The organism is Pseudomonas sp. Sample_23 (genome assembly GCF_004307595.1).
Taxonomy (GTDB): domain Bacteria; phylum Pseudomonadota; class Gammaproteobacteria; order Pseudomonadales; family Pseudomonadaceae; genus Aquipseudomonas; species Aquipseudomonas atacamensis.
Genome location: NZ_RCNX01000021.1, coordinates 49,215 through 68,440, shown reverse-complemented (window position 1 = coordinate 68,440; position 19,226 = coordinate 49,215). Strand labels below are relative to the sequence as shown.

20 protein-coding genes and 1 pseudogene are annotated in these 19,226 nt (G+C 60.7%); 11 read left to right on the top strand and 10 right to left on the bottom strand.

All coding sequences use genetic code 11. The features are described 5' to 3' along the window. Positions 1-89: 89 nt before the first annotated feature. Together D8U82_RS04755 and D8U82_RS04750 are read left to right on the top strand one after the other, a co-directional pair. Positions 90-863, top strand: coding sequence for a hypothetical protein (locus tag D8U82_RS04755; RefSeq protein ID WP_016775206.1), 774 nt, complete (start codon positions 90-92; stop codon positions 861-863). Positions 864-947: 84 nt separating this feature from the next. Continuing rightward, on the top strand, positions 948-1,505 hold the full coding sequence (locus D8U82_RS04750) for a hypothetical protein (RefSeq protein WP_130901749.1): 558 nt from the start codon (positions 948-950) through the stop codon (positions 1,503-1,505). Here the strand turns inward: D8U82_RS04750 and D8U82_RS04745 are convergent. The 4 genes from D8U82_RS04745 to D8U82_RS04725 all read right to left on the bottom strand — a co-directional run bounded on the left by D8U82_RS04745 (position 1,495) and on the right by D8U82_RS04725 (position 5,218). Next, positions 1,495-2,211 (bottom strand): dienelactone hydrolase family protein, encoded by a 717-nt coding sequence (locus tag D8U82_RS04745; protein ID WP_130888713.1) that lies wholly within the window; start codon positions 2,209-2,211, stop codon positions 1,495-1,497. The genes D8U82_RS04750 and D8U82_RS04745 overlap by 11 nt on opposite strands. Before the next feature lie 181 nt (positions 2,212-2,392). Then, the gene (locus D8U82_RS04735; RefSeq protein ID WP_073471250.1) at positions 2,393-3,505 is read right to left on the bottom strand and encodes a succinylglutamate desuccinylase/aspartoacylase family protein; all 1,113 of its coding nucleotides are present in this window, start codon (positions 3,503-3,505) and stop codon (positions 2,393-2,395) included. A gap of 200 nt (positions 3,506-3,705) precedes the next feature. Continuing rightward, positions 3,706-4,485: an ABC transporter substrate-binding protein gene (locus D8U82_RS04730; RefSeq protein ID WP_024013359.1), complete on the bottom strand. Its 780-nt coding sequence runs from the start codon at positions 4,483-4,485 to the stop codon at positions 3,706-3,708. A 304-nt stretch (positions 4,486-4,789) separates the two neighbouring features. Beyond that, on the bottom strand, positions 4,790-5,218 hold the full coding sequence (locus D8U82_RS04725; protein WP_130888711.1) for a rhodanese-like domain-containing protein: 429 nt from the start codon (positions 5,216-5,218) through the stop codon (positions 4,790-4,792). Between the two features lie 101 nt (positions 5,219-5,319). Between D8U82_RS04725 and ftrA the strand changes: the two genes are divergently transcribed. The 4 genes and pseudogenes from ftrA (at position 5,320) to D8U82_RS04705 (ending at position 8,240) form a co-directional block, all read left to right on the top strand. Then, positions 5,320-6,294, top strand: coding sequence for a transcriptional regulator FtrA (gene ftrA, locus D8U82_RS04720; protein WP_130901748.1), 975 nt, complete (start codon positions 5,320-5,322; stop codon positions 6,292-6,294). A 128-nt stretch (positions 6,295-6,422) separates the two neighbouring features. After that, positions 6,423-7,642 (top strand): annotated as a pseudogene (locus D8U82_RS04715) (colicin E3/pyocin S6 family cytotoxin). Between the two features lie 14 nt (positions 7,643-7,656). Then, positions 7,657-7,896, top strand: coding sequence for a pyocin S6 family toxin immunity protein (locus D8U82_RS04710; protein WP_130901747.1), 240 nt, complete (start codon positions 7,657-7,659; stop codon positions 7,894-7,896). An 8-nt stretch (positions 7,897-7,904) separates the two neighbouring features. Next, on the top strand, positions 7,905-8,240 hold the full coding sequence (locus tag D8U82_RS04705; RefSeq protein ID WP_130901746.1) for a hypothetical protein: 336 nt from the start codon (positions 7,905-7,907) through the stop codon (positions 8,238-8,240). A 58-nt stretch (positions 8,241-8,298) separates the two neighbouring features. On the opposite strand, the gene D8U82_RS04700 is transcribed toward D8U82_RS04705, so the two are convergent. Beyond that, a complete protein-coding gene (locus tag D8U82_RS04700; protein ID WP_024013363.1) occupies positions 8,299-8,637 on the bottom strand; it encodes an FKBP-type peptidyl-prolyl cis-trans isomerase in 339 nt (112 codons plus the stop codon). A 131-nt stretch (positions 8,638-8,768) separates the two neighbouring features. Here D8U82_RS04700 and D8U82_RS04695 point away from each other — a divergent pair, with 131 nt between their 5' ends. After that, on the top strand, positions 8,769-9,815 hold the full coding sequence (locus D8U82_RS04695) for a M4 family metallopeptidase (RefSeq protein ID WP_016775215.1): 1,047 nt from the start codon (positions 8,769-8,771) through the stop codon (positions 9,813-9,815). Between the two features lie 14 nt (positions 9,816-9,829). Beyond that, positions 9,830-10,141, top strand: a complete 312-nt coding sequence (locus tag D8U82_RS04690) for a protealysin inhibitor emfourin (protein WP_016775216.1) — start codon at positions 9,830-9,832, stop codon at positions 10,139-10,141. A 21-nt stretch (positions 10,142-10,162) separates the two neighbouring features. Here D8U82_RS04690 and D8U82_RS04685 read toward each other — a convergent pair whose 3' ends face one another. Then, positions 10,163-10,471, bottom strand: a complete 309-nt coding sequence (locus D8U82_RS04685) for an RcnB family protein (RefSeq protein ID WP_130901745.1) — start codon at positions 10,469-10,471, stop codon at positions 10,163-10,165. A gap of 485 nt (positions 10,472-10,956) precedes the next feature. On the opposite strand from D8U82_RS04685, the gene D8U82_RS04680 reads away from it, so the two are divergent. Next, the gene (locus D8U82_RS04680; RefSeq protein WP_130899247.1) at positions 10,957-12,249 is read left to right on the top strand and encodes an MFS transporter; all 1,293 of its coding nucleotides are present in this window, start codon (positions 10,957-10,959) and stop codon (positions 12,247-12,249) included. 12 nt (positions 12,250-12,261) lie between these two features. Further along, positions 12,262-13,032, top strand: a complete 771-nt coding sequence (locus tag D8U82_RS04675; RefSeq protein ID WP_024013368.1) for a substrate-binding domain-containing protein — start codon at positions 12,262-12,264, stop codon at positions 13,030-13,032. Here D8U82_RS04675 and D8U82_RS04670 read toward each other — a convergent pair. Further along, positions 13,022-13,936, bottom strand: coding sequence for a LysR family transcriptional regulator (locus D8U82_RS04670; protein WP_130901744.1), 915 nt, complete (start codon positions 13,934-13,936; stop codon positions 13,022-13,024). The genes D8U82_RS04675 and D8U82_RS04670 overlap by 11 nt on opposite strands. A 250-nt stretch (positions 13,937-14,186) precedes the next feature. Between D8U82_RS04670 and D8U82_RS04660 the strand changes: the two genes are divergently transcribed. Then, positions 14,187-15,995 (top strand): monovalent cation:proton antiporter-2 (CPA2) family protein, encoded by a 1,809-nt coding sequence (locus D8U82_RS04660; RefSeq protein ID WP_024013370.1) that lies wholly within the window; start codon positions 14,187-14,189, stop codon positions 15,993-15,995. A 121-nt stretch (positions 15,996-16,116) separates the two neighbouring features. Here the strand turns inward: D8U82_RS04660 and hcnC are convergent, their stop codons facing one another. Genes hcnC through D8U82_RS04645 form a run of 3 tightly spaced genes read right to left on the bottom strand, consistent with a single transcriptional unit; the run spans position 16,117 to position 19,089 of the window. After that, positions 16,117-17,376 (bottom strand): cyanide-forming glycine dehydrogenase subunit HcnC, encoded by a 1,260-nt coding sequence (gene hcnC, locus D8U82_RS04655; RefSeq protein WP_130901743.1) that lies wholly within the window; start codon positions 17,374-17,376, stop codon positions 16,117-16,119. Beyond that, entirely contained in the window at positions 17,369-18,778 is a 1,410-nt protein-coding gene (gene hcnB / locus D8U82_RS04650) for a cyanide-forming glycine dehydrogenase subunit HcnB (RefSeq protein WP_130901742.1), read from the bottom strand. The genes hcnC and hcnB overlap by 8 nt, the downstream gene beginning before the upstream one ends. Beyond that, a complete protein-coding gene (locus D8U82_RS04645) occupies positions 18,775-19,089 on the bottom strand; it encodes a (2Fe-2S)-binding protein (RefSeq protein ID WP_095182029.1) in 315 nt (104 codons plus the stop codon). Before D8U82_RS04645 ends, hcnB begins: the two co-directional genes overlap by 4 nt. Between the last annotated feature and the right edge of the window lie 137 nt (positions 19,090-19,226).

The window sequence follows — 19,226 nt, the reverse complement described above, 5'->3', positions numbered from 1 at the left end:
TTTTTTGTATACAAAAATTGCGAACATAGGCAGCAATCTTTAATCGGCAGTGCTAACGTGGCTCATCCTGACCCGATGGAGACACCCGCGTGCTGATCCTCAAACTGCTGCTGATTCCCGGTTTTCTCCTGCTGATTTCCTTGGCGGGCAAACGTTGGGGGCCGAGCGTGGCCGGGTGGCTGTCAGGATTGCCGGTGGTGGTCGGGCCGATTCTGTTCTTTCTGGCGATTGAACAAGGGCCGCAGTTTGCCGCGCAATCGGCGGTGGCGGCGCTGTCGGCAATGTTCGCGATGATCGCTTTCTGCATCACTTATGCGCAGGTGGCGCAGCGGGCGAACTGGCCGTGGGCGTTGACCATTTCACTGGCGGTGTGGGCCGCGCTGGCGACGGTGTTGTCGGTGATCCCGGCGTCCTTGCCGTTCTCGGTGATTGCGGCAGCGGTGGCACTGCTCGCTTCGCCTTATCTGTTCCCCGAAGTGCAGCCGGTGTTGAACGGGCCAGCACCGAAGTCGGACAAACTGATCTGGCGGATGATCGCCGGTGCGGCGCTGACGCTGGTGGTGACGATGCTGGCAAGCACCGTCGGCGAACGCTGGAGCGGCCTGCTCGCGGTGTTCCCGGTGCTCGGCAGCGTCATGGCAGTGTTCTCGCAACAAACTCGCGGCCCGGCGTTTACCGCTGCGTTATTGCGCGCAACGGCGACCGGCATGTATTCGTTTTCGGCGTTCTGCCTGGTGTCGGCCTTGACGCTGCCGACCATGGGCCTCAGCGGTTTTGTCGTAGGCGTGGCAGTGTCGGTGGCCATGCTCGGGGTGACCCGGCGTCTGCTGGCGCGGCCAGTGGCCAAGGCGCAAGCGCAATAACCGCCCGGACGAATCGCGCTGGAACGCCCGGCACGCTCCGTGGGATGATCGCCCGCCTCGCGCGACCATTCACCGGAGATTCACATGTCATTGTTGAGCAAAAAAACCCTCGTCCTGATGCTGGCGGCCGTCGCCGGTTTCGCCGCGATCAACGCGCACGCCGCCAAGGAAAAGGTCAAAACCGAGAAGGTTACGCTGCTCGACGGCAAATTCGCCTTCGTCCTGCCCAAAGGCTTTGTCGCTGACCCGCTGCCCACCAGCCCGAGCGGGGCCAAGGGCACGATGTACACTAACCAGACCACCAAGACCGTGGTCATCGCCGCCGAAAACCAGATCCCCGCAGGCCAGAACGTCAAGGACAACGACGGTGAGTTTCTTGACGGCAGCGTGTCGAGTTTCATCGACGATCAGCGCAAGGCCCTGCCGGACTTCAATAAACTCAGCGAGAAAAGCCTGACCCAGAAAGGTACCGGCCTGGGTCTGCGTCAGGTTGACAGCACCGCCACCCAGGGCGGTGGCCAGACGCTGAACACCACATTGCTGGCCGGCTCGGGGACGAAGATGGCGCTGGTGCAGGTGATTTCCCGCGCCAGTGACAAGAAGGGTCACGATGCCTTGGTCAAAGCCATCGTCAAGGATTGAGCCGCTGCAACCAGCCGTTCAAATCGCGCAATTCGGCCGCACTGATGCTGTGGCCGACGCCCGGATACGCGTGAAATTCGGGCTGGTAATCGAGCTTGTGCAATAGCGCGTTGGCCTCGGTGCCGTGACGGTAAGGCACCGGATCATCAGCGGTGCCGTGGCCGATGAAAATGCTCAGCGGCAGTGACGCTTGACCGGGCTTGAGTTCGGCTTTGAGCACCGGCAACAAGCGCCCGCTCAACGCGGCAAACCCGCCCACGACCGCTGGCGCGCGCAGGCCCACTTCGTAACTCATCATCGCGCCCTGGCTGAAGCCGATCAGGTACACCTTGTCCGGCGCGGCGTGATATTTCTTCGCCGCCTGGGCGATAAAGTCGCGCAGCTTCTGGCCGCTGACCTTCAGATCATCGGTCTCGCCGTTGTAGGCGCCTTCACCCTTCTTGCGAAACCACTGGAAACGTCCTTCACCCAACGTCATCGGTGCGCGCACCGACAGGTAGTTGTACTGCGCCGGCAGCTGAAATTTCATGCCGATCAGATCGGCCTCGTTACTGCCGTAACCGTGCAGGAAGATCACCAGCGGACGTGGTTCAGCGTCGGCGTGGACCTGTTCGAGGTATTTGAGCGGCAGGTCGGATTGCAGGGTGGTTTGCGCGTGGACGGCGGTGGATGCGAGCAGGGTCAGCAGGGCGAACAATTTGAGCATTGCAGCGTTCCTTCACAGAGTGTCGGGTTCGCGGGGAGCCTAACATTCTCGGCTGAGGATCCAAATTTTGTGGAGTGGCTGATGGCCCTTTCGCGAGCAGGCTCGCTCCCACCGTTAAAATGCGTTCCCCCTGTGGGAGCGAGCCTGCTCGCGAAGAGGCCCGCACCTTCACCGCAACCTGTCAGTCGTTCGTCAGCTTGCCGGTACGAAACGGCACCCGCCCCGCCACTTTCGCCTGCCAGATCCCCGGCTCGGTATAGCGCCCGCGATCAATCGCGAACAGCACCCCGCTGGTGCCGGCGCGCACGGTGGTCACGCGATCCTGCAACGGGTCAACGACCTCGAACAGCGCATCGCCCTGCTCTACCCACTCGCCGGCATTGCGCAAGAAACTGACCACGCCGTGGTGCGGGGCGAACAGGTATTCGGTGCCTTCGAACGGCAGACCTTCACAACATTCGCTCGGCGCCGCCGGCCATTCGCCGCTGATGAAACCCTGCTCGGCGAGAAAACCGAGGATCGCTTCGCAATTGGCCTGAGCCTGATCGACGCGGGTGTCGCCCATACTGCCCAGCTCCAGCGTCGTCGCCAGATTCGCCGCCGGAATCGCCGCGTTCGGGAACGCTTTGGCCAGACGCAGCCACGGCGTCGAGCACGACTCATCGAACGAGCTGCCGCCGGAGTCCTCGCAGAGCAATGCCACACCCGCCTTCAGCCGCGCCGCCAGCGATTGCCATTGCGGCCAGTGTTGCGGCAGCGCGTAGAGGTGAATCGCAGCGTCGAAGTCGCAATGCAGATCGAGGGTGATGTCGGCGTCGCAGGCGTGGCGCAGCAACAAGCGGTGCAAGGCTTCCAGTTGCGAGGCCGGCGCCGGCAATTCTTCGAAGACCTGAGCCATGGCCTGGCGGATCAGGGCGACGTTGGCCTCGGCATCCGCGCCCAGACGCTCGCCCACCAGCGCTGCGACCGGGGCGCTGAGTTCGACGAATGCGCGGTTGAAATTCTTGCCGCTGCCCAACTCGAAGCGGCCCATGTGATTGCCTTGCAAATGCTGATCCAGGCCGATCGGATTGGCCACCGGCACCAGTTCGATAACGCCCTGCAAACGGCCCTGCCGTTCCAGTTCGTTCAAGCGCAGCTTGAGTTCCCACGCGGTGCGCATGCCCGGCAGTTCATCGGCGTGCAGGCTGGCCTGGATATACACCTTGCGGCTGCCGGCGCCGTAGCGAAAAACGCTGAGGGAGCGCTCGCTGCCCAAGTGGCTCCAGGGCAGAACGTGGTCGATGCGTTGCATGGAAAACTCCTTAATAGCTGGGTTATGCAAATCCCTGTGGGAGCGAGCCTGCTCGCGAATGCGTCAGGTCAGACGATGACGATGTCGAATGTCAGACCGCTTTCGCGAGCAGGCTCGCTCCCACAGAGAATTTCCATCAATAAAAGAACATAAAAAAAGTGGCCACCGCGCAAACGGGGCCACTTTTTTTTCACGGCGTATTAATGGCCGTATACGTCAAAGTCGAAGTACTTGTCCTGGACTTTCTTGTACTCGCCATTGGCGCGGATTTCGGTGATGGCTTTGTTGAATTGCTCAGCCAGTGCGGTATCGCCCTTGCGCACGGCAATGCCAGCGCCGCCGCCGAAGTACTTGGCGTCTTCGTAGGTCGGACCGACGAATTCGAAGCCTTTGCCGGCGTCGGTTTTCAGGAAACCGTCGCTGAGGTTGACCGAGTCGGCCAGCATCGCGTCGATACGCCCGGACACCATGTCGAGGTTGGCTTCCTGCTGCGAGCCGTAGCGCACCAGTTCGATCCCGGCCGGAACCAGCACTTCGGTCGCGTAACGGTCGTGAGTACTGGCGCGCAGCACGCCGACTTTCTTGCCTTTGAGTTCGGTCAGCGGGTCTTTCACGCCCGAGCCTTCCTTCATCACGAAACGTGCCGGGGTGTGGTAGTACTTGATGGTGAAATCGACGTTTTTCTTGCGATCGTCAGTGATGGTCATCGACGACAGGATCGCGTCGATCTTCTTCACTTTCAGCGCCGGGATCAGGCCATCGAACTCTTGCTCGACCCACGTGCATTTAACCTTCATCTGCGCGCACAGTGCGTCACCGATGTCCACGTCAAAACCAGTGAGTTTGCCGTCAGGGGTTTTCATCGAGAATGGCGGGTACCCGGCTTCGATACCGATGCGGATCGGCTTGGCGTCTTCGGCCACGGCGGTCAGGGACAACATCGACAGTGCCAGGGCACCGAACATCACTAGCTTTTTCATTTATTACTCCCGTGCGGAGGCTTTTATTGGCAGCTTTCGAGTCAGCGTTCGGTCATGGCGTTCTAACGGCAAAAACCGACGTGGCCGGCAGTCTATGGCGGCGCGCACGGAGGCAATTGTTTTTAAGCGACAATTACTTACAGAACATCGGCGCACGCATTGACGAGGGTCAACGCGTGCGCCGTGGTGGTGCGAAGGCTGTAGGACACTGCCCTTTTCAGGTCAGAAATATGCGTTTTTTTGTTTGGGACTCTCTATGTCCCGACACGAGATGCGGAGGGCCCATGGCGGCGAGATCGAAGCGTCAGCAGGCGCAGCTGATCGCGGTGTTGGCTGCTGAAACCGCGTTCAATTCGAAACCCTCATCGAGCCATCCGGTGACACCGCCGATCATCTCCTTGACCGGATAGCCCAATGCCGCCAGCTTCACCGCCGCCTTGTTCGCGCCGTTGCAATGCGGCCCGGCGCAATAGACCACGAACAAAGTGTGTTTCGGGTAATCGGCCAAGCGCTCCGCCGTGAGCAAGCGGGTCGGGATATTGATCGCGCCGGGCACATGGCCGCGCTCGAACGCCAATGGGCCGCGCACATCCACCAGAACAAAATCGACCTCCCCGGCCTCTTGGCTACTGAACACGTCGGAACAATCGGTTTCGAAGGTCAGACGATTGCTGAAATGCATCAGGGCAATCGCCGAAGGGGCGGCGGGAATTTCGCGAACCAGGCTGGTCATGCTGTGTTGCTCCTTTGTCTGTGGGGGATGAACAGACTTTATCGAGACGGCGCTTGCCGCTACAGTGGCGCGCAAGACACCGACCGGGAGATTTCCGCCAAATGCCCACTCACCCCAATCTGGTTGCCATTCTGGCCTACGACGGCCTCTGCACATTCGAGTTCGGCATTGCCGTCGAGATCTTCGGCCTGGCCCGGCCAGAGTTCGATTTCCCTTGGTACGAACACGCGATAGCGGCAGTCGATCAAGGCCCGATGCGCGCCATGGGCGGGATTCAGGTGCTGGCCGATGGTGGCCTGGAACTGCTCGCCGCAGCGCGCACCATCGTCATTCCGGGCTGGCGCGACCGCAACGCCCCGGTACCGCCTGCGCTGATCGACGCGTTGCGTCAGGCCCATGACCGAGGCGCGCGGTTGGTGTCGATCTGCTCGGGCGTGTTCGTGCTCGCCGCCAGCGGCCTGCTCGACGGCCACCGCGCCACCACGCACTGGCGCTACACAGGTGAACTGGCGCAACGCTTCCCGGCGATCGAGGTCGATCCGGACGTGCTCTACGTCGACGCCGGTCAACTGATCACCTCCGCCGGCAGCGCCGCCGGCATCGACGCCTGCCTGCACCTGGTAACCCGCGACTTCGGCACGCAGGTCGCCAACGCCGTCGCGCGGCGATTGGTCATGTCGCCACAACGCACCGGCGGCCAGGCCCAATTCATCCCCACCCCGGTCAGCCCGACACCCCGCAGCGACCTGTCGCGCATCATGCAATGGGCCCGCGAACGCCTGCACGAACCACTGGAAGTCCGCGATCTGGCCAGTGAAGCGGCGATGAGCGAGCGCACCTTTCTACGGCGTTTCACCGAAGCCAGCGGGCAAACGCCCAAGGCCTGGCTGCAACATGAACGCCTGGCGCGAGCGCGGGAGCTGCTCGAGAGCACCCATCAACACACCGAGCAGATCGCCCAGCGCTGCGGCTATCGCTCGGTGGAGAGCTTTCGTGTGGCGTTCCGCAGCGTGGTGGGCGTACCGCCGTCGGTTTATCGGGAGCGGTTTGGGCGGTCGGGTAAGGCGATTTGTTGACCTGTCTGGTCATGGATTTGATCTTTTTGCAGTTGTAACAACTGCAACACTTTCAGACGCGTCCTACATCCATCACTCCTTCGTTGCTTTAGCGTCCACTTCGTTTTTAACAGCGGACAAGGACGCTCATGGCTCGCAAGAAAGACATCCCCCGGGTCCAGAACCCGCCAGAGGGAGACGGACACCACATCACCAGCGCTACATGACTGCCAGCGAACTTGCTGCGCGCGAGGCCGCACAAGGCGCTTATGAAGACATTCTGGCTCGGCAGCAGGCCCACGAAGATCGACTTGGCCACCAGGTCATACATGAAGAGCAAAATATAAGCGGCTGTGTTTTCGTGAAAAGTTGCAAGCTGCCGAACGGCGTCATCAATGATGCCAATCCATCTGGATTTATACCGGTTGGGAAAATTTCGGATTATGGAACGCTGTCCTTGCTAGCGGGGCATGAACGCGACTCGGCCGGGAATATCGCACTCAAGACAATTGGCGCGACCAGTTTGCAAGCGTCGATCGGAGCTTTTGCTCTCGGCAGCTCTGGCAGTCTGAGCACCAGCACTGCCGCCGCAAGTACCACAAGCCTGGCCACCGGCGGTGTCGTCGCAGGCGGGTTGCTTGGGTTGGTTGCGCTGCTGTGGCCATCGAGTCTCGCCGATAGTGCTCTCTACACAGAAGAGCAACTACAGTCGCTCGAGACAGCTCGGACTCGGGTTCGATTGCATGTGGAACAGCAGCCCGATGGGACGTTGAAAGGATACGGATACAACACTCAAACGCGCAGCGACTGGGAAATGATTCCAGTCGTGCAGTTCGTCAAGCAAGGCGCCTCGCACGTCGCAGATTTTGGTAATGGGTCAACCCTACTCTGGACTCCCTCTGTAGACTCATCACGCGGATCGGCAATTCCGCCGTTGGAGGGTGCGCCGCAGGTTCCACACATCTGGATATACCCGCCGACCGAGCAGGCGGACAAAATCATCGTCAATCCGGTTTACCCGCCTGAATACCAGGACTTTATTCTGGTCTTTCCGGCGGACTCTGGAGTACAGCCTCTATACGTTGTGCTTTCAAGACCTACTCTTGGCGGTGACATCAAATATCACCGGCCTCCCGTAACTCTCCCAGCATTCCCGGATACCTATCCCGTCAAATCCAAAAGCAGTGTTCAAGGTGGTGGCGGCAAGCGCAGCAGATGGAAAGACAAGAAAGGTCGAATCTATGAATGGGATAGCAAAACAGGGGCTATAGAACTCTATAACAAGCAAGGCAAACATCTAGGTGAGTTTAATCACGAAACGGGCGAGCAAATCGATCCTGCCGATCCCGAGCGATGGACTCCAAAGTGAAGAGGAATAAAAATATGTATTTATGGATTAGTGGTTTTTTACCAGACGAAAGCGAGGACGATACGCTGAAATTCGAGCTGACGGTCCACTCGAAATCTGAGCGTCGGATATTGGCCGTAATGGGCTGGCCAGAACTCAGTCTAAGTCCCGACGGAGAATGGCTGCTGACTGCGGACCAAACTCAACGAATCAGCGAAATACTTGGAGAGCAATTGCCGAAGGAGCTGGACTTATTCATCGGCGTCAGGGGCTAGCGTCGACGATGAGCCTCATCTATCAAGATTCATCTATTTCCCGCGACGTGGCGATGAGACTTATTGCAAGTGGTGTCGCCGAAAATATGGCAGCAGGATTAGTATCCATCGGTATGAGCGAGGAAGACCCAATGTGGGCCCAGTCTTTCTGCCTCCAATATCTCTCCAGCGAAACCGAAGCGATCGCTGCCTCTGCCACCACCGCCCTGAGCCATATCGCTCGTCGACATGGAAGACTGAATACCGAAACCGTTTTGCCGGCGCTCGAAAACGTAAGGCGTCGGATGCCCTCGTTGCAGGGCGTCATTGAGGACACGATTGACGATATAGAGATGTTCACCTGAGCATCCGAAGTTGCAAGCGTCTGGATGAGGGTTGCTTCATCCAGACGCACGTCAGACCTCAATCCTCCCGCGTCAAAACCTCCAGCAACTCAATCTCAAACACCAGATTCGAATTCGGCGGGATCTTGCCCATGGTCCGCTCGCCGTATCCCAGATGCGCCGGTACCAGCAATTTGCGTTTGCCGCCGACCTGCATGCCCATCAGGCCCTGATCCCAGCCTTTGATCACGCGCCCAGTGCCGATTACGCACTGAAACGGTTTGCCCCGGCTCCAGGACGAATCGAATTCAGTGCCGTCTTCCAGCCAGCCGGTGTATTGGGTGGTGATCAGCGCGCCTTTCACCGCGGCTTTGCCGTTGCCCGCTTGCAGGTCGATGATTTGCAGTTCGTCTGTCATGTCGTTGGCTCTTGAGGTGTTCGCAGGCGGCGTTTTTCGCAGAATCCGGCGTCGATGGCAATCCATGGAACCGAAAACACGCCTTGCCGCTCACATGTGTATCGACATCGTATGACGACAAGGATGCTTAGATGACCGACTCTCGATTGCTGCGCAGTTTCATCCCGCCCTACATTCTCAACCGCATCATTGCCCACGGTTCCGAGCCGCAGCGCAACGCCGCGATGCAGACGCTCAATCATGTGCGCAGCCTGCTGCCCAACCCCGGCCGTCCTTCGCAGCCGCCAGCGCGGGCGATTCTGCCGGAGGCGAGCAAGCCTGGCCTGGCGCGGCGCAGCGTGCATGATGCGCAGAACAAAATGCTCTTGCCGGGCATGCCGGTGCGTCTCGAGGGCCAGCCGGCATCGGGGGATCCGGCAGTCGACGAGGCTTACGATGCGCTGGGCGCCAGCTATGATTTCTTCTGGAAGGTGCTCGGTCGCGACTCGATCGATAATCAGGGATTCGCGCTGATCGGCAGCGTGCATTACGGGCAAGCCTACGAAAACGCATTCTGGAATGGCGCGCAGATGGTCTTCGGTGACGGCGATGGCGAGATCTTCCAGCGCTTCACCCGTTCGCTCGACGTCATCGGCCATGAACTGGCCCATGGCGTCACCGAAAGCGAAGCCGGGCTGATTTATGCCAACCAGTCCGGCGCGCTGAACGAATCGCTCTCGGACGTATTCGGCGTGTTGACCAAGCAGTACACCCTCGGCGAGACCGCCGAACAGGCAGACTGGTTGATCGGCGCCGACCTGCTGATGCCACAGATTCAAGGCAAGGGCCTGCGCTCGATGTCGCACCCCGGCACGGCATACGACGACCCGATGCTGGGCAAGGATCCGCAACCGGATCACATGCGCAAGTTCGTCATCACCAGCGAAGACAATGGCGGCGTACACATCAACTCCGGCATTCCCAACCGCGCGTTTTACCTGGCAGCCCGAGCGTTTGGCGGCTTCGCCTGGGAAAAAGCCGGACGCATCTGGTACGACACACTGTGTGATGATCGTTTGAAACAGGACGCAACGTTCGACGCGTTCGCAAAACTGACGATCAACCACGCCGGCGAGCGCTTCGGCGCCGAAGCAGCCGACGCAGTGCAGCAAGCCTGGGCACAGGTCGGTATCGAATAATCCGAGGAGACCGTATGAAAACGCTACCCGAGCTGGATAAAGATTCCGTTTTGCGCGTATCTCGCCAGGGTGGCGTTGCAGCGATTCACAGCCTGAGCCGCCCACGGGAAATCGAATTTGCCCAGTGCGATATCAGTCAGCGTTCAAGGATCTGCTCGGTGCTTGAGGGTTGCCTGCCACTCGATAGCACCGAATCGGGCCGTGGGGATCAGCGCTTCTACCAGATTGAAGTGCGCTATCAGTCCGGGGAAATGGTGTTGAAGGTGCCGGAGGATCGGGCGCCTGGGGAATTAGTGAGTCTGTGGGACAAGGGAGAGCTTGTGTAAACGCTCTCCCCCGCGATCAAGCTATTTCTCGACCGGCTGCATCTCGACAATCGTGCCGTTGGTGATCATCACCATCACGTACTTGTCATTGATCTGTACCCACTGCGCCTGGTCGATCGGCGCTTTCAGACCTTTGGCTTTCCAGTTCTTCAAAGCCTTGTCGTCGCGCTGGTACATTTCTGGCGCGCGGTCGTTGACCTTCAGCTGGCGGTCGCTGGTCGGCGATTGCACGGCGGGTTCGCTGGAGGTTTGCGCCGCTTGAACAATGGGCGTGATCCCGGCAATGCCCGCAACAAGGGCCAGGCTGGCGATTAGGGTTTTGCTGTTCATCGGTGAACCTCTTTCAGATGAGTAGTACCTGAACTCCGACTGCGTGGCGCGGGAAACATTCCTTGTTTTTTGCCGGAGGTGGCCGTAAGAGGCCTTGTCCATCAGACCGCCATCGCTGGCAACTCGAATCGTCGCACCGCAGCTCCCACAGGGTTGGTGTTACACCACAGTTTTTGACCTGAGCTCCATTCCCACAAGTTTTGGCGGACGCTGATTCTCTGATCACCACCGATCCCCTGTGGGAGCGAGCCTGCTCGCGAATACGCCGGCACATCCGCCATCGTTGCCAACTGACGGAAAGCCTTCGCGAGCAGGCTCGCTCGCACAAATGGACCAAGCACCGGAAGCATTGATCCGCCCCACGCATCAATCCATGCCAACAATGCAATTAACAGATTGTTACATCTGCGCCACCATCCACCTCAATAAAAACCGTGCGCCGCTTCTCCGTAGCGCACGTCATAAAAGCGGTGGAGTACTTTTCAATGACAGCCTCAATTCCTACCAACAGCTCGCGGGCCGGTGCCATCTTCCGGGTGACCTCGGGCAACTTCCTCGAACAGTTCGACTTCTTTCTGTTCGGCTTCTACGCCACGCAGATCGCGGCGGTGTTCTTCCCGGCGAGCAGCGAGTTCGCCTCCCTGATGATGACTTTCGCAGTATTCGGCGCAGGCTTCCTGATGCGTCCGCTCGGCGCCATCGTGCTCGGCGCCTACATCGATGACGTCGGCCGTCGCAAAGGTCTGATCGTCACCCTGTCGATCATGGCCAGCGGCACGATATTGATTGTGCTGGTGCCCGGATACGAAACCATAGGCCTGTTCGCCCCGGCGCTGGTACTGATCGGGCGATTGCTGCAAGGCTTCTCGGCCGGCGCGGAACTCGGTGGTGTCTCGGTGTATCTGTCCGAAATCGCTACGCCGGGCCGCAAAGGGTTTTTCACCGCTTGGCAGTCGGCCAGCCAGCAAGTGGCGATCATCGTTGCTGCCGCGCTGGGCTACGGTCTGAACCAGTGGATGGAACCGCAAGCCGTAGCCGCCTGGGGCTGGCGCATTCCGTTTTTCGTCGGCTGCATGATCGTCCCGTTCATCTTCTTCCTGCGTCGTAATCTGGCGGAAACCGAAGAGTTCGCCGCGCGTAAACATCGCCCGAGCATGCGCGAAGTATTCCGCACCCTCGGCCAGAACTGGGGCGTAGTGCTCGGCGGAATGCTGATGGTCGCGCTGACCACCACCGCGTTCTACCTGATCACCGTGTACGCGCCGACCTTCGGTAAAACCGTGCTGCACCTGAGCACTTCCGACGCGCTGCTGGTGACGCTGCTGGTGGGTGTGTCGAACTTCTTCTGGCTGCCGATTGGCGGCGCGTTGTCCGACCGTATCGGTCGTCGCCCAGTGCTGATAGGCATGGCCCTGCTGGCGCTGGCCACGACTTATCCAGCGCTGTCGTTCCTGGTGCAGGCGCCGAGCTTCACCAACATGCTGCTGTCGCTGCTGTGGTTGTCCTTCATTTACGGCTTGTACAACGGCGCGATGATTCCGGCGCTGACCGAAATCATGCCGGTGGAAGTGCGCGTCGCCGGTTTCTCCCTGGCCTACAGCCTGGCCACGGCGATCTTCGGCGGTTTCACCCCGGCGATGTCGACCTTCCTGATCCAGTACACCGGCGACAAAGCCGCGCCAGGTTACTGGATGAGCATCGGTGCCCTGTGCGCGCTGTGCGCCACGCTTTATCTGTACCGCCGTGCCGGTGGTCGTCTGCAACCTGTCGCGGCCTGAGGAAAACTCGCCATGAAAAAACTTTTTACTGTCACCGCCCTGCTCGCCGGTCTCGCCTTCAACGTCGCGGCCCAGGCCGAAGAACTCAGCGTGATGACCTCCGGTGGTTTCACTGCCGCCTACAAGATCCTCGGGCCGAAATTCGCCGCCGCCACCGGTAACACCCTGACCACCAGCCTCGGCCCGTCGATGGGCAAGGCGCCGGAAGCGATTCCCAATCGTCTGGCACGCGGTGAGCACGCCGACGTGGTGATCATGGTCGGTTACGCTCTCGATGAGCTGATCAAACAAGGCAAGGTCGACCCGGCCTCCCGCGTTGAACTGGCGGATTCGCGTATCGGCATGGTGGTGCGTGAAGGCGCGGCGAAACCGGACATCAGCAGCGTCGATGGCCTGAAGAAAACCCTGCTTGATGCGCAGTCGGTGGCCTACTCCGACAGCGCCAGCGGCGTGTACATCGAGCAGCAGCTGTTCAAGAAACTCGGCATCGAAGATCAGTTGAAACCGAAAGCCAAGATGATCGCCAGGATCCCGGTCGGCTCGGTGGTTGCCACTGGCGACTATCAGCTGGGCTTCCAGCAGGTCAGCGAGTTGCTGCCGGTGCCGGGCGTGAGCTTCGTCGCGAAGATTCCGGAATCGGTACAGTCGGTGACGCGTTTTGCCGCTGGCATTCCGGTCAAGGCCGAGCATCCGCAAGAAGCCAAGGCCCTGCTCGCCTACCTCGCTGCACCGGCCGCTCAGGCTGACGTGCAGGCCACCGGGCTGGATTCGGTCAAGCGTTGATCGTTGGCGGCTGGACGCGCATTTCCACGACCAGCCGCTCCAGTTCCAAAGCCGCCGGGGTCAACGTGCGATCCCGGCGTTTGATGATGCCGACACTGCGCATCACCTGCGGCTCAATCAGCGGCACCCGCGTCAGGATCGGATGATCCGGCCCGGGCATCGCCATCAACGGCACCGCCGCCACGCCCAGCCCCGCCTCCACCAAGCCGATCATCGTCGTCACATGCCGCGTCTCGCAGATGCTCTGACGCTGCGGCACCACCCCGCCCAAGGCCTGATCGAGCAGAAAGCGATTGCCCGAAGTCTTGTCCAGCGCAATGTAATCCTGCTGATAGAACTCGTCCCAACTGACGCTGCTGCGCCCGGCCAGCGGATGATCGCGACGACAGGCGACAACGTAGCACTCCTGCACAAGCGGTTCGAACTCGACTTTGGCATCCTGCGTGCCGAGAAAACTCAAACCGAAATCCGCCTCGCCATTGACCACCGCACTCAACACATCGTGGGCGCTGGAATCGAGGACTTTGACCTTGATCCGTGGAAACTGCTGGTGATAGCGCGCGACCACGCGGGGCATGAAGTAGTACGCCGCCGACGGCACGCAGGCGACGGTGACATGGCCCAGTCGGGTCGAGGCGACTTCGCTGATGCCGAGCAAGGCAATGTCGAGGTCATCCAGCAAGCGCTCGACGCTGGGCATGAAGCCGCGCCCGGCCTGGGTCAGGCTGACCTTGCGCGTGGTGCGCTCGAACAGTTTCACGCCGAGGGAGTCTTCGAGCTTTTCGATGCGCCGGCTGAGCGCCGGTTGCGACAGGCGCACGGTGTCGGCAGCCTTGCGAAAACTGCCCTGCTCGACCACCGCGCGAAAGGCTTGCAGGTCGTTAAGGTCGAAGTTGATGGCCATGGCGTTTCCGGAAATTGATGCGCAGGGGTTATAAATGTAACCAGTTGATGCAAATTATTACAGGCCTGATGAAAGCTGCCCTTGTGGGAGCGAGCCTGCTCGCGAACGCGGGGCATCAGTCAATGCATAGGTGACTGACCCAGCGCATTCGCGAGCAGGCTCGCTCCCACATTGGATCTCGAATGGTCTGGAAACCGCGTAAGCCTTATCCTTGTCACCCTCGCCGTACCCGTAGTCAGGAGTCGTTCCAATGCCCCATGAAGGCAATCTGTTGCAAGCCGCCGTCGTGTTTCTGTTCGCGGCCGTGCTCACCGTGCCTTTGGCCAAACGTCTGCAACTGGGCGCGGTGCTCGGTTATCTGTTTGCCGGGGTGATCATCGGCCCGTCGGTGCTGGGTCTGATCGGCAACCCGCAAAGCGTTGCGCATATTTCCGAGCTGGGCGTGGTGTTGCTGCTGTTCATCATCGGCCTGGAGCTGTCGCCGCGACGCTTGTGGGTGATGCGCAAATCCGTGTTCGGCGTCGGTCTGGCGCAGGTGCTGTTGACCGCATCGGTGATCGGCGTGCTGGCACTGTCGGTGTTCGGCCAGCCGCTGAACAGCGCCATTGTGCTGGGCCTCGGTCTGGCGCTCTCCTCCACGGCGTTCGGCCTGCAAAGCCTCGCCGAACGCAAGGAACTGACCAGCCCCCACGGGCGTCTCGCGTTTGCGATTCTGCTGTTCCAGGACATCGCCGCGATTCCATTGATTGCCCTGGTGCCGATGCTCGCCGGCGTCGATCACCACACCAGCACCGCCGACGATATCCGTCACAGCTTGCAGGTGCTCGGCGGCATTGCCGTGGTGGTGATCGGCGGGCGGTATCTGCTGCGTCCGGTGTTCCGCGTGGTGGCAAAAACCGGGCTGCCGGAAGTGTCCACCGCCACGGCGTTGCTGGTGGTGATCGGCACGGCGTGGCTGATGGATCTGGTCGGTGTGTCGATGGCGTTGGGTGCGTTTCTCGCTGGTCTGCTGCTGGCGGATTCGGAATACCGGCATGAGCTGGAAGCGCAGATCGAACCGTTCAAGGGCCTGCTGCTCGGGCTGTTTTTCATCAGCGTCGGCATGGGCGCCAATCTCAGCCTGTTGTTGAGCGCGCCGATCACTGTATTGGGCCTGACTCTGCTGCTGATCGGTCTGAAATTACCGCTGCTGTTCGTCGTCGGACGTCTGGCAGGAGGATTGAACAAGATCAGCGCAATCCGCCTCGGCATCGTCCTCGCTGCCGGCGGTGAGTTCGCGTTTGTGGTGTTCAAGATCGGCCGCGATCAGGGCCTGTTCGAACCGCGTCTGTACGACCTGCTGGTGCTGACCATCACCCTGTCGATGGCGCTGACGCCGTTGTTGCTGTTGATCTGCGCGCGTCTGGTCAGCCCGAAAGTGCAGCCGGTGGAAGTGCCGGAGAAATTCCGCGAAATCGACACCGAAGCACCGCGCGTGGTGATTGCCGGCATGGGCCGGATGGGCCAGATCGTGGCGCGGATTCTGCGCGCGCAGAACATCAAGTTCGTCGCACTGGACACCTCGGTGGAAACCATCGAACTGTCGCGCAGCTTCGGCGGTGTGCCAGTGTTCTACGGCGACCCGATGCGCCCGGAAATTTTGCACGCGGCCAAGGTCGGCGAAGCGGAGTATTTCGTGATTGCCACGGACGATCCGGAGACCAACATCAAGACTGCCGAAGTGGTACACAAGCTCTATCCGCACATGAAAATCATCGCCCGCGCGCGTAACCGTCAGCACGTGCATCGCCTTGTGGATGTCGGCGCGGAAGCGATTCGTGAGACCTATTATTCGAGCCTGGAAATGAGCCGGCGCACGCTGGTCGGCCTCGGTCTGACCCAAGCCCAGGCCGATGCGCGGATCAAGCGTTTCAAGCATCACGACGAACAGGTGCTGGAGGCGCAACACGCTGTCTACGACGACGCCGCCAAAGTCCTGCAGACCGCCCAGGAAGCCCGGGCGGAACTGGCCAAATTGTTTGAATCGGATCAGCTCGAAGAAGAAGCGCGCAAATCCTGATCGTGCCTTGCGCAGATCCAACTGTGGGAGCGAGCCTGCTCGCGAAAGCGTCGTGTCAGTCACCCAATACTTCACTGACAGATTGCATTCGCGAGCAGGCTCGCTCCCACAGGGGATTGGGTCAGGCCCGTTCCAGCGCGGGGGCGGGCTCGACCGGCGCGACTGCAAACCGATCCGCCAGAAACGGCGTGATATCCAACGGCAGCGGCTCGTCATTCACCAGTTTATCCAGCAGCACACCGGTAATCGCCGAGGTCAGAATGCCGGTGCGGAAGTGCCCGCAAGCATTCAGATAACCCTCCACCCCACGCATCGGCCCGAGGATCGGCAACTCATCCGGCGACCCAGGACGCAGTCCCGCCCAGGTGCGCTTGAGGTTGACGTCCACAAGCTTCGGCAGACAGCGCACCGCGCCCTGCACCAGCCCGGCGATTTCCGGGTAGGTGGTGGTGACGTCGAACCCTTTGTCTTCGGTGGTGCTACCAATGAGGATTTCGCCGTTGTCCTTTTGCGCCACGTAGCAATCGCTGGTGGTCAGGCAGCCATTGAGGATTTTCGGCATGCGCTCGGTCAGCAGGATCTGCCCTTTCACCGGTTTCACCGGAATGCGGATACCCGTGGCCCACTCACTCAAATCCGCCGCCCAGGCACCGGCGGCGTTGATCAGCGTCTTGCAGTGAAACACGCCCGCTTCTGCCGTCTGCACGCCGGTCACGCGAGTGCCGTGATGCAGCACGCCGGTGACGTTGGTGTTGACGAAGAGGTCGACGCCGTTCTGCCGCGCACCTTCCATGTAGGCATCCCCGAGGCGGAACGGGCTGACCTGATGGTCGCAGAGAAACTCCAGCGCCCCGCGTGCTTCATGGCTGACACTCGGTTCCGCCGCGCGCAACGCCGCCTGATCGAGCCAGCGCACCTGATCGGCCAGATGCGGAATGCAGCCGACGATGTGCTCGGCGTAGAGCCGGTCTTCGTCGTCATAGATCACGAATTTCAATCCGGTCTTTTCGAACTTGCAATCCATGCCGTGATTGTCTTTCAGCTCGCGATGCAGCGCCGGGTACAGCGCGTTGGACTGCAAGGCAAATTCAAAAAACGACTCCGGCAAAATATGCGGCGTACTGGCGTCCACCGCTACCGCAGCGCCCTGGGTCTCGCGCTTGCGGTTGGCCGACATCATGCGAAAGAAAATCACCCCGCAGCCGAGGCCGACCGATTCGCCGATCGCCCATAAACCACCAGCCGACGCGCGGGTCGCGTTGCCGGGGCGCTTGGCGTCGATCAGCGCAACTTTCAGATCTTTGCGCTTGGACAATTGGTAGGCGCAGGAGGCGCCGATCACGCCGCCACCGGCAATGACCACGTCGTAGAACTTACTCATGGCAAGCGCCCTCCGTGCCGAGAGACTGGAACGCGGAAAACGGTACCGGATCGATTGGAAAGCGTGGGCGCAGCCAACCGATATCCTGACGTCCGGTGGCCTGGCGCAAGCGATCGCTGCAATAGCCGACGCACATCCGCCCCTGACAATCGCCCATGCTCACGCGGGTGCGCATTTTCAGGCTGGCGATGTCTTGCACACCCTGCTCCAGCGCCAGATCGATGTCGGCGCGGGTTGCGTGCTCGCAGCGACAGATCACCGTGTCGGCTGCGGGCAAAGCAATCTGCCCGACACCGCGTTCGGTGTAGCGATCCACCGCCGCACGAAAGCGCACGATGGCTCTGAGTTTGCTTGCGTAGCGATCACTGCGCACCCGGGCGAGCTCGGCGTCGAGCACGCCGCGTTGCAGCAGGATAGAAGTGGCGGCGATCTTGCCGGCGAGCATCGCCGCTTCGCCGCCGCGGATCCCGCCCATGTCGCCGGCCAGATGCACATGCGCGACGCTGCTTTGCTGCCAGACATTGGCGTTGGCACGCAGGTAGCCGTCGTCGCTGAAGCGGTGATCAAGGCCCATCTGCTGGCTCAATTGCGTGCGCGGAATAAAACCGTAACCCACCGCCAGCGTCTGCGCTTCGAAACGCTCGACCCGCGACAGATCCGCCTCCCACGTCGACGAATACGGCGCGACGCTGACGCTTTTCAATTCGCCCTCGCCGTGGGCTTCGACCACCCCCCAACCGTAGTTCATCGGGATGCCGTGCAACTTGAGGTAAGCGAGCATGCTCAAGCCATCGAGGAACAGCTGCGGCTTGTTCAGCAGCGCCAGACTCTCGCGGGCGATCCTGCCGAATGCGCAAGCCTCATAGACGCCGGCGACGCGCACGCCAGACGCATGTAACTGGGTCGCGACAAGCGGCAGCAACGGCCCGGTGCCGGCGATGATCACCGGCCCTTGCGGCTTTACCACGCCACTCTTGATCTGCAACTGCAGGCCGCCGAGCAGGATCACTCCCGGCAACGTCCAGCCGGGAAACGGTACGCTGCGTTCATGGCAACCGGCGGCCAGCAGCAGTTGCGGATAAGCGATCTCGTGCAGCTGTTCATCGCCATCGAGCACCACCAGAGCGCGAGTGCCTTCAGCGCCGACCACCCGATGGTTGAGGCGCACGTCGATCAGCCCTGACTGCTGCTGAAATTCACCGTGCAGTTTGTCCAGTGCTTCGGAATAACGCGGGCCGAGATAATCCAGCTGCACGCCATCGCGCAACGGCCCGCGATAGACCACGCCGCCGAGGCGCGAAGCCTCTTCGAGCAAGGTGCAGCGCACGCCGTGGCGCGCCAGTTCGATGGCCGCCGCCATCCCCGCCGGCCCGCCGCCAACGATCAACGGTTGCAGGCTCATACGACCTCCTGCGCGACGACGCGGTTGATCTGGGTTTCAATCAGCATGCCGTCGCGCACTACGGTCTGGCAGGCGCGGCGTTTGTGGCGACCGTTGATTTTCACCAGGCAGCACTGGCACACGCCCATGCCGCAATAGGCGCCGCTGATTTGGTCGTGATCGTTGCGTGCAATCTGGCGCACGCCGAGGGACTGGATGACGCTGAGAACGGTTTCGCCGATGGCGGCGCTGACCGCTTGGCCATTGATGTGCACGGTCATGTCCGCCTGCACCAAGGGCTGGATATCGAAGGTTCTTTCTAGGCAGTTCATTACGGTGTTCGTCCGTGAAGATTCAGTTGAGGTTGTGACAGCTCCTTGCTGCACTACGCCTCGTCGACGCTTTTCTTGCTGTGTTTTCAACGTCGACGCGGATACTTCGCCAGCGCAACAAGGTGCGCGACAAGCAC

Excerpts from the sequence above, each read along its gene's own strand:
- D8U82_RS04690 (WP_016775216.1), top strand. The coding sequence starts at position 9,830 with ATGAAAACGCTACCCGAGCTGGATAAAGATTCCGTTTTGCGCGTATCT.
- D8U82_RS04750 (WP_130901749.1), top strand. The coding sequence starts at position 948 with ATGTCATTGTTGAGCAAAAAAACCCTCGTCCTGATGCTGGCGGCCGTC.
- D8U82_RS04670 (WP_130901744.1), bottom strand. The coding sequence starts at position 13,936 with ATGGCCATCAACTTCGACCTTAACGACCTGCAAGCCTTTCGCGCGGTG.
- D8U82_RS04675 (WP_024013368.1), top strand. The coding sequence starts at position 12,262 with ATGAAAAAACTTTTTACTGTCACCGCCCTGCTCGCCGGTCTCGCCTTC.
- hcnB (WP_130901742.1), bottom strand. The coding sequence starts at position 18,778 with ATGAGCCTGCAACCGTTGATCGTTGGCGGCGGGCCGGCGGGGATGGCG.
- ftrA (WP_130901748.1), top strand. The coding sequence starts at position 5,320 with ATGCCCACTCACCCCAATCTGGTTGCCATTCTGGCCTACGACGGCCTC.
- D8U82_RS04695 (WP_016775215.1), top strand. The coding sequence starts at position 8,769 with ATGACCGACTCTCGATTGCTGCGCAGTTTCATCCCGCCCTACATTCTC.
- hcnC (WP_130901743.1), bottom strand. The coding sequence starts at position 17,376 with ATGAGTAAGTTCTACGACGTGGTCATTGCCGGTGGCGGCGTGATCGGC.
- D8U82_RS04725 (WP_130888711.1), bottom strand. The coding sequence starts at position 5,218 with ATGACCAGCCTGGTTCGCGAAATTCCCGCCGCCCCTTCGGCGATTGCC.
- D8U82_RS04660 (WP_024013370.1), top strand. The coding sequence starts at position 14,187 with ATGCCCCATGAAGGCAATCTGTTGCAAGCCGCCGTCGTGTTTCTGTTC.
- D8U82_RS04710 (WP_130901747.1), top strand. The coding sequence starts at position 7,657 with ATGTATTTATGGATTAGTGGTTTTTTACCAGACGAAAGCGAGGACGAT.
- D8U82_RS04735 (WP_073471250.1), bottom strand. The coding sequence starts at position 3,505 with ATGCAACGCATCGACCACGTTCTGCCCTGGAGCCACTTGGGCAGCGAG.
- D8U82_RS04680 (WP_130899247.1), top strand. The coding sequence starts at position 10,957 with ATGACAGCCTCAATTCCTACCAACAGCTCGCGGGCCGGTGCCATCTTC.
- D8U82_RS04730 (WP_024013359.1), bottom strand. The coding sequence starts at position 4,485 with ATGAAAAAGCTAGTGATGTTCGGTGCCCTGGCACTGTCGATGTTGTCC.
- D8U82_RS04685 (WP_130901745.1), bottom strand. The coding sequence starts at position 10,471 with ATGAACAGCAAAACCCTAATCGCCAGCCTGGCCCTTGTTGCGGGCATT.
- D8U82_RS04700 (WP_024013363.1), bottom strand. The coding sequence starts at position 8,637 with ATGACAGACGAACTGCAAATCATCGACCTGCAAGCGGGCAACGGCAAA.
- D8U82_RS04705 (WP_130901746.1), top strand. The coding sequence starts at position 7,905 with ATGAGCCTCATCTATCAAGATTCATCTATTTCCCGCGACGTGGCGATG.
- D8U82_RS04645 (WP_095182029.1), bottom strand. The coding sequence starts at position 19,089 with ATGAACTGCCTAGAAAGAACCTTCGATATCCAGCCCTTGGTGCAGGCG.
- D8U82_RS04745 (WP_130888713.1), bottom strand. The coding sequence starts at position 2,211 with ATGCTCAAATTGTTCGCCCTGCTGACCCTGCTCGCATCCACCGCCGTC.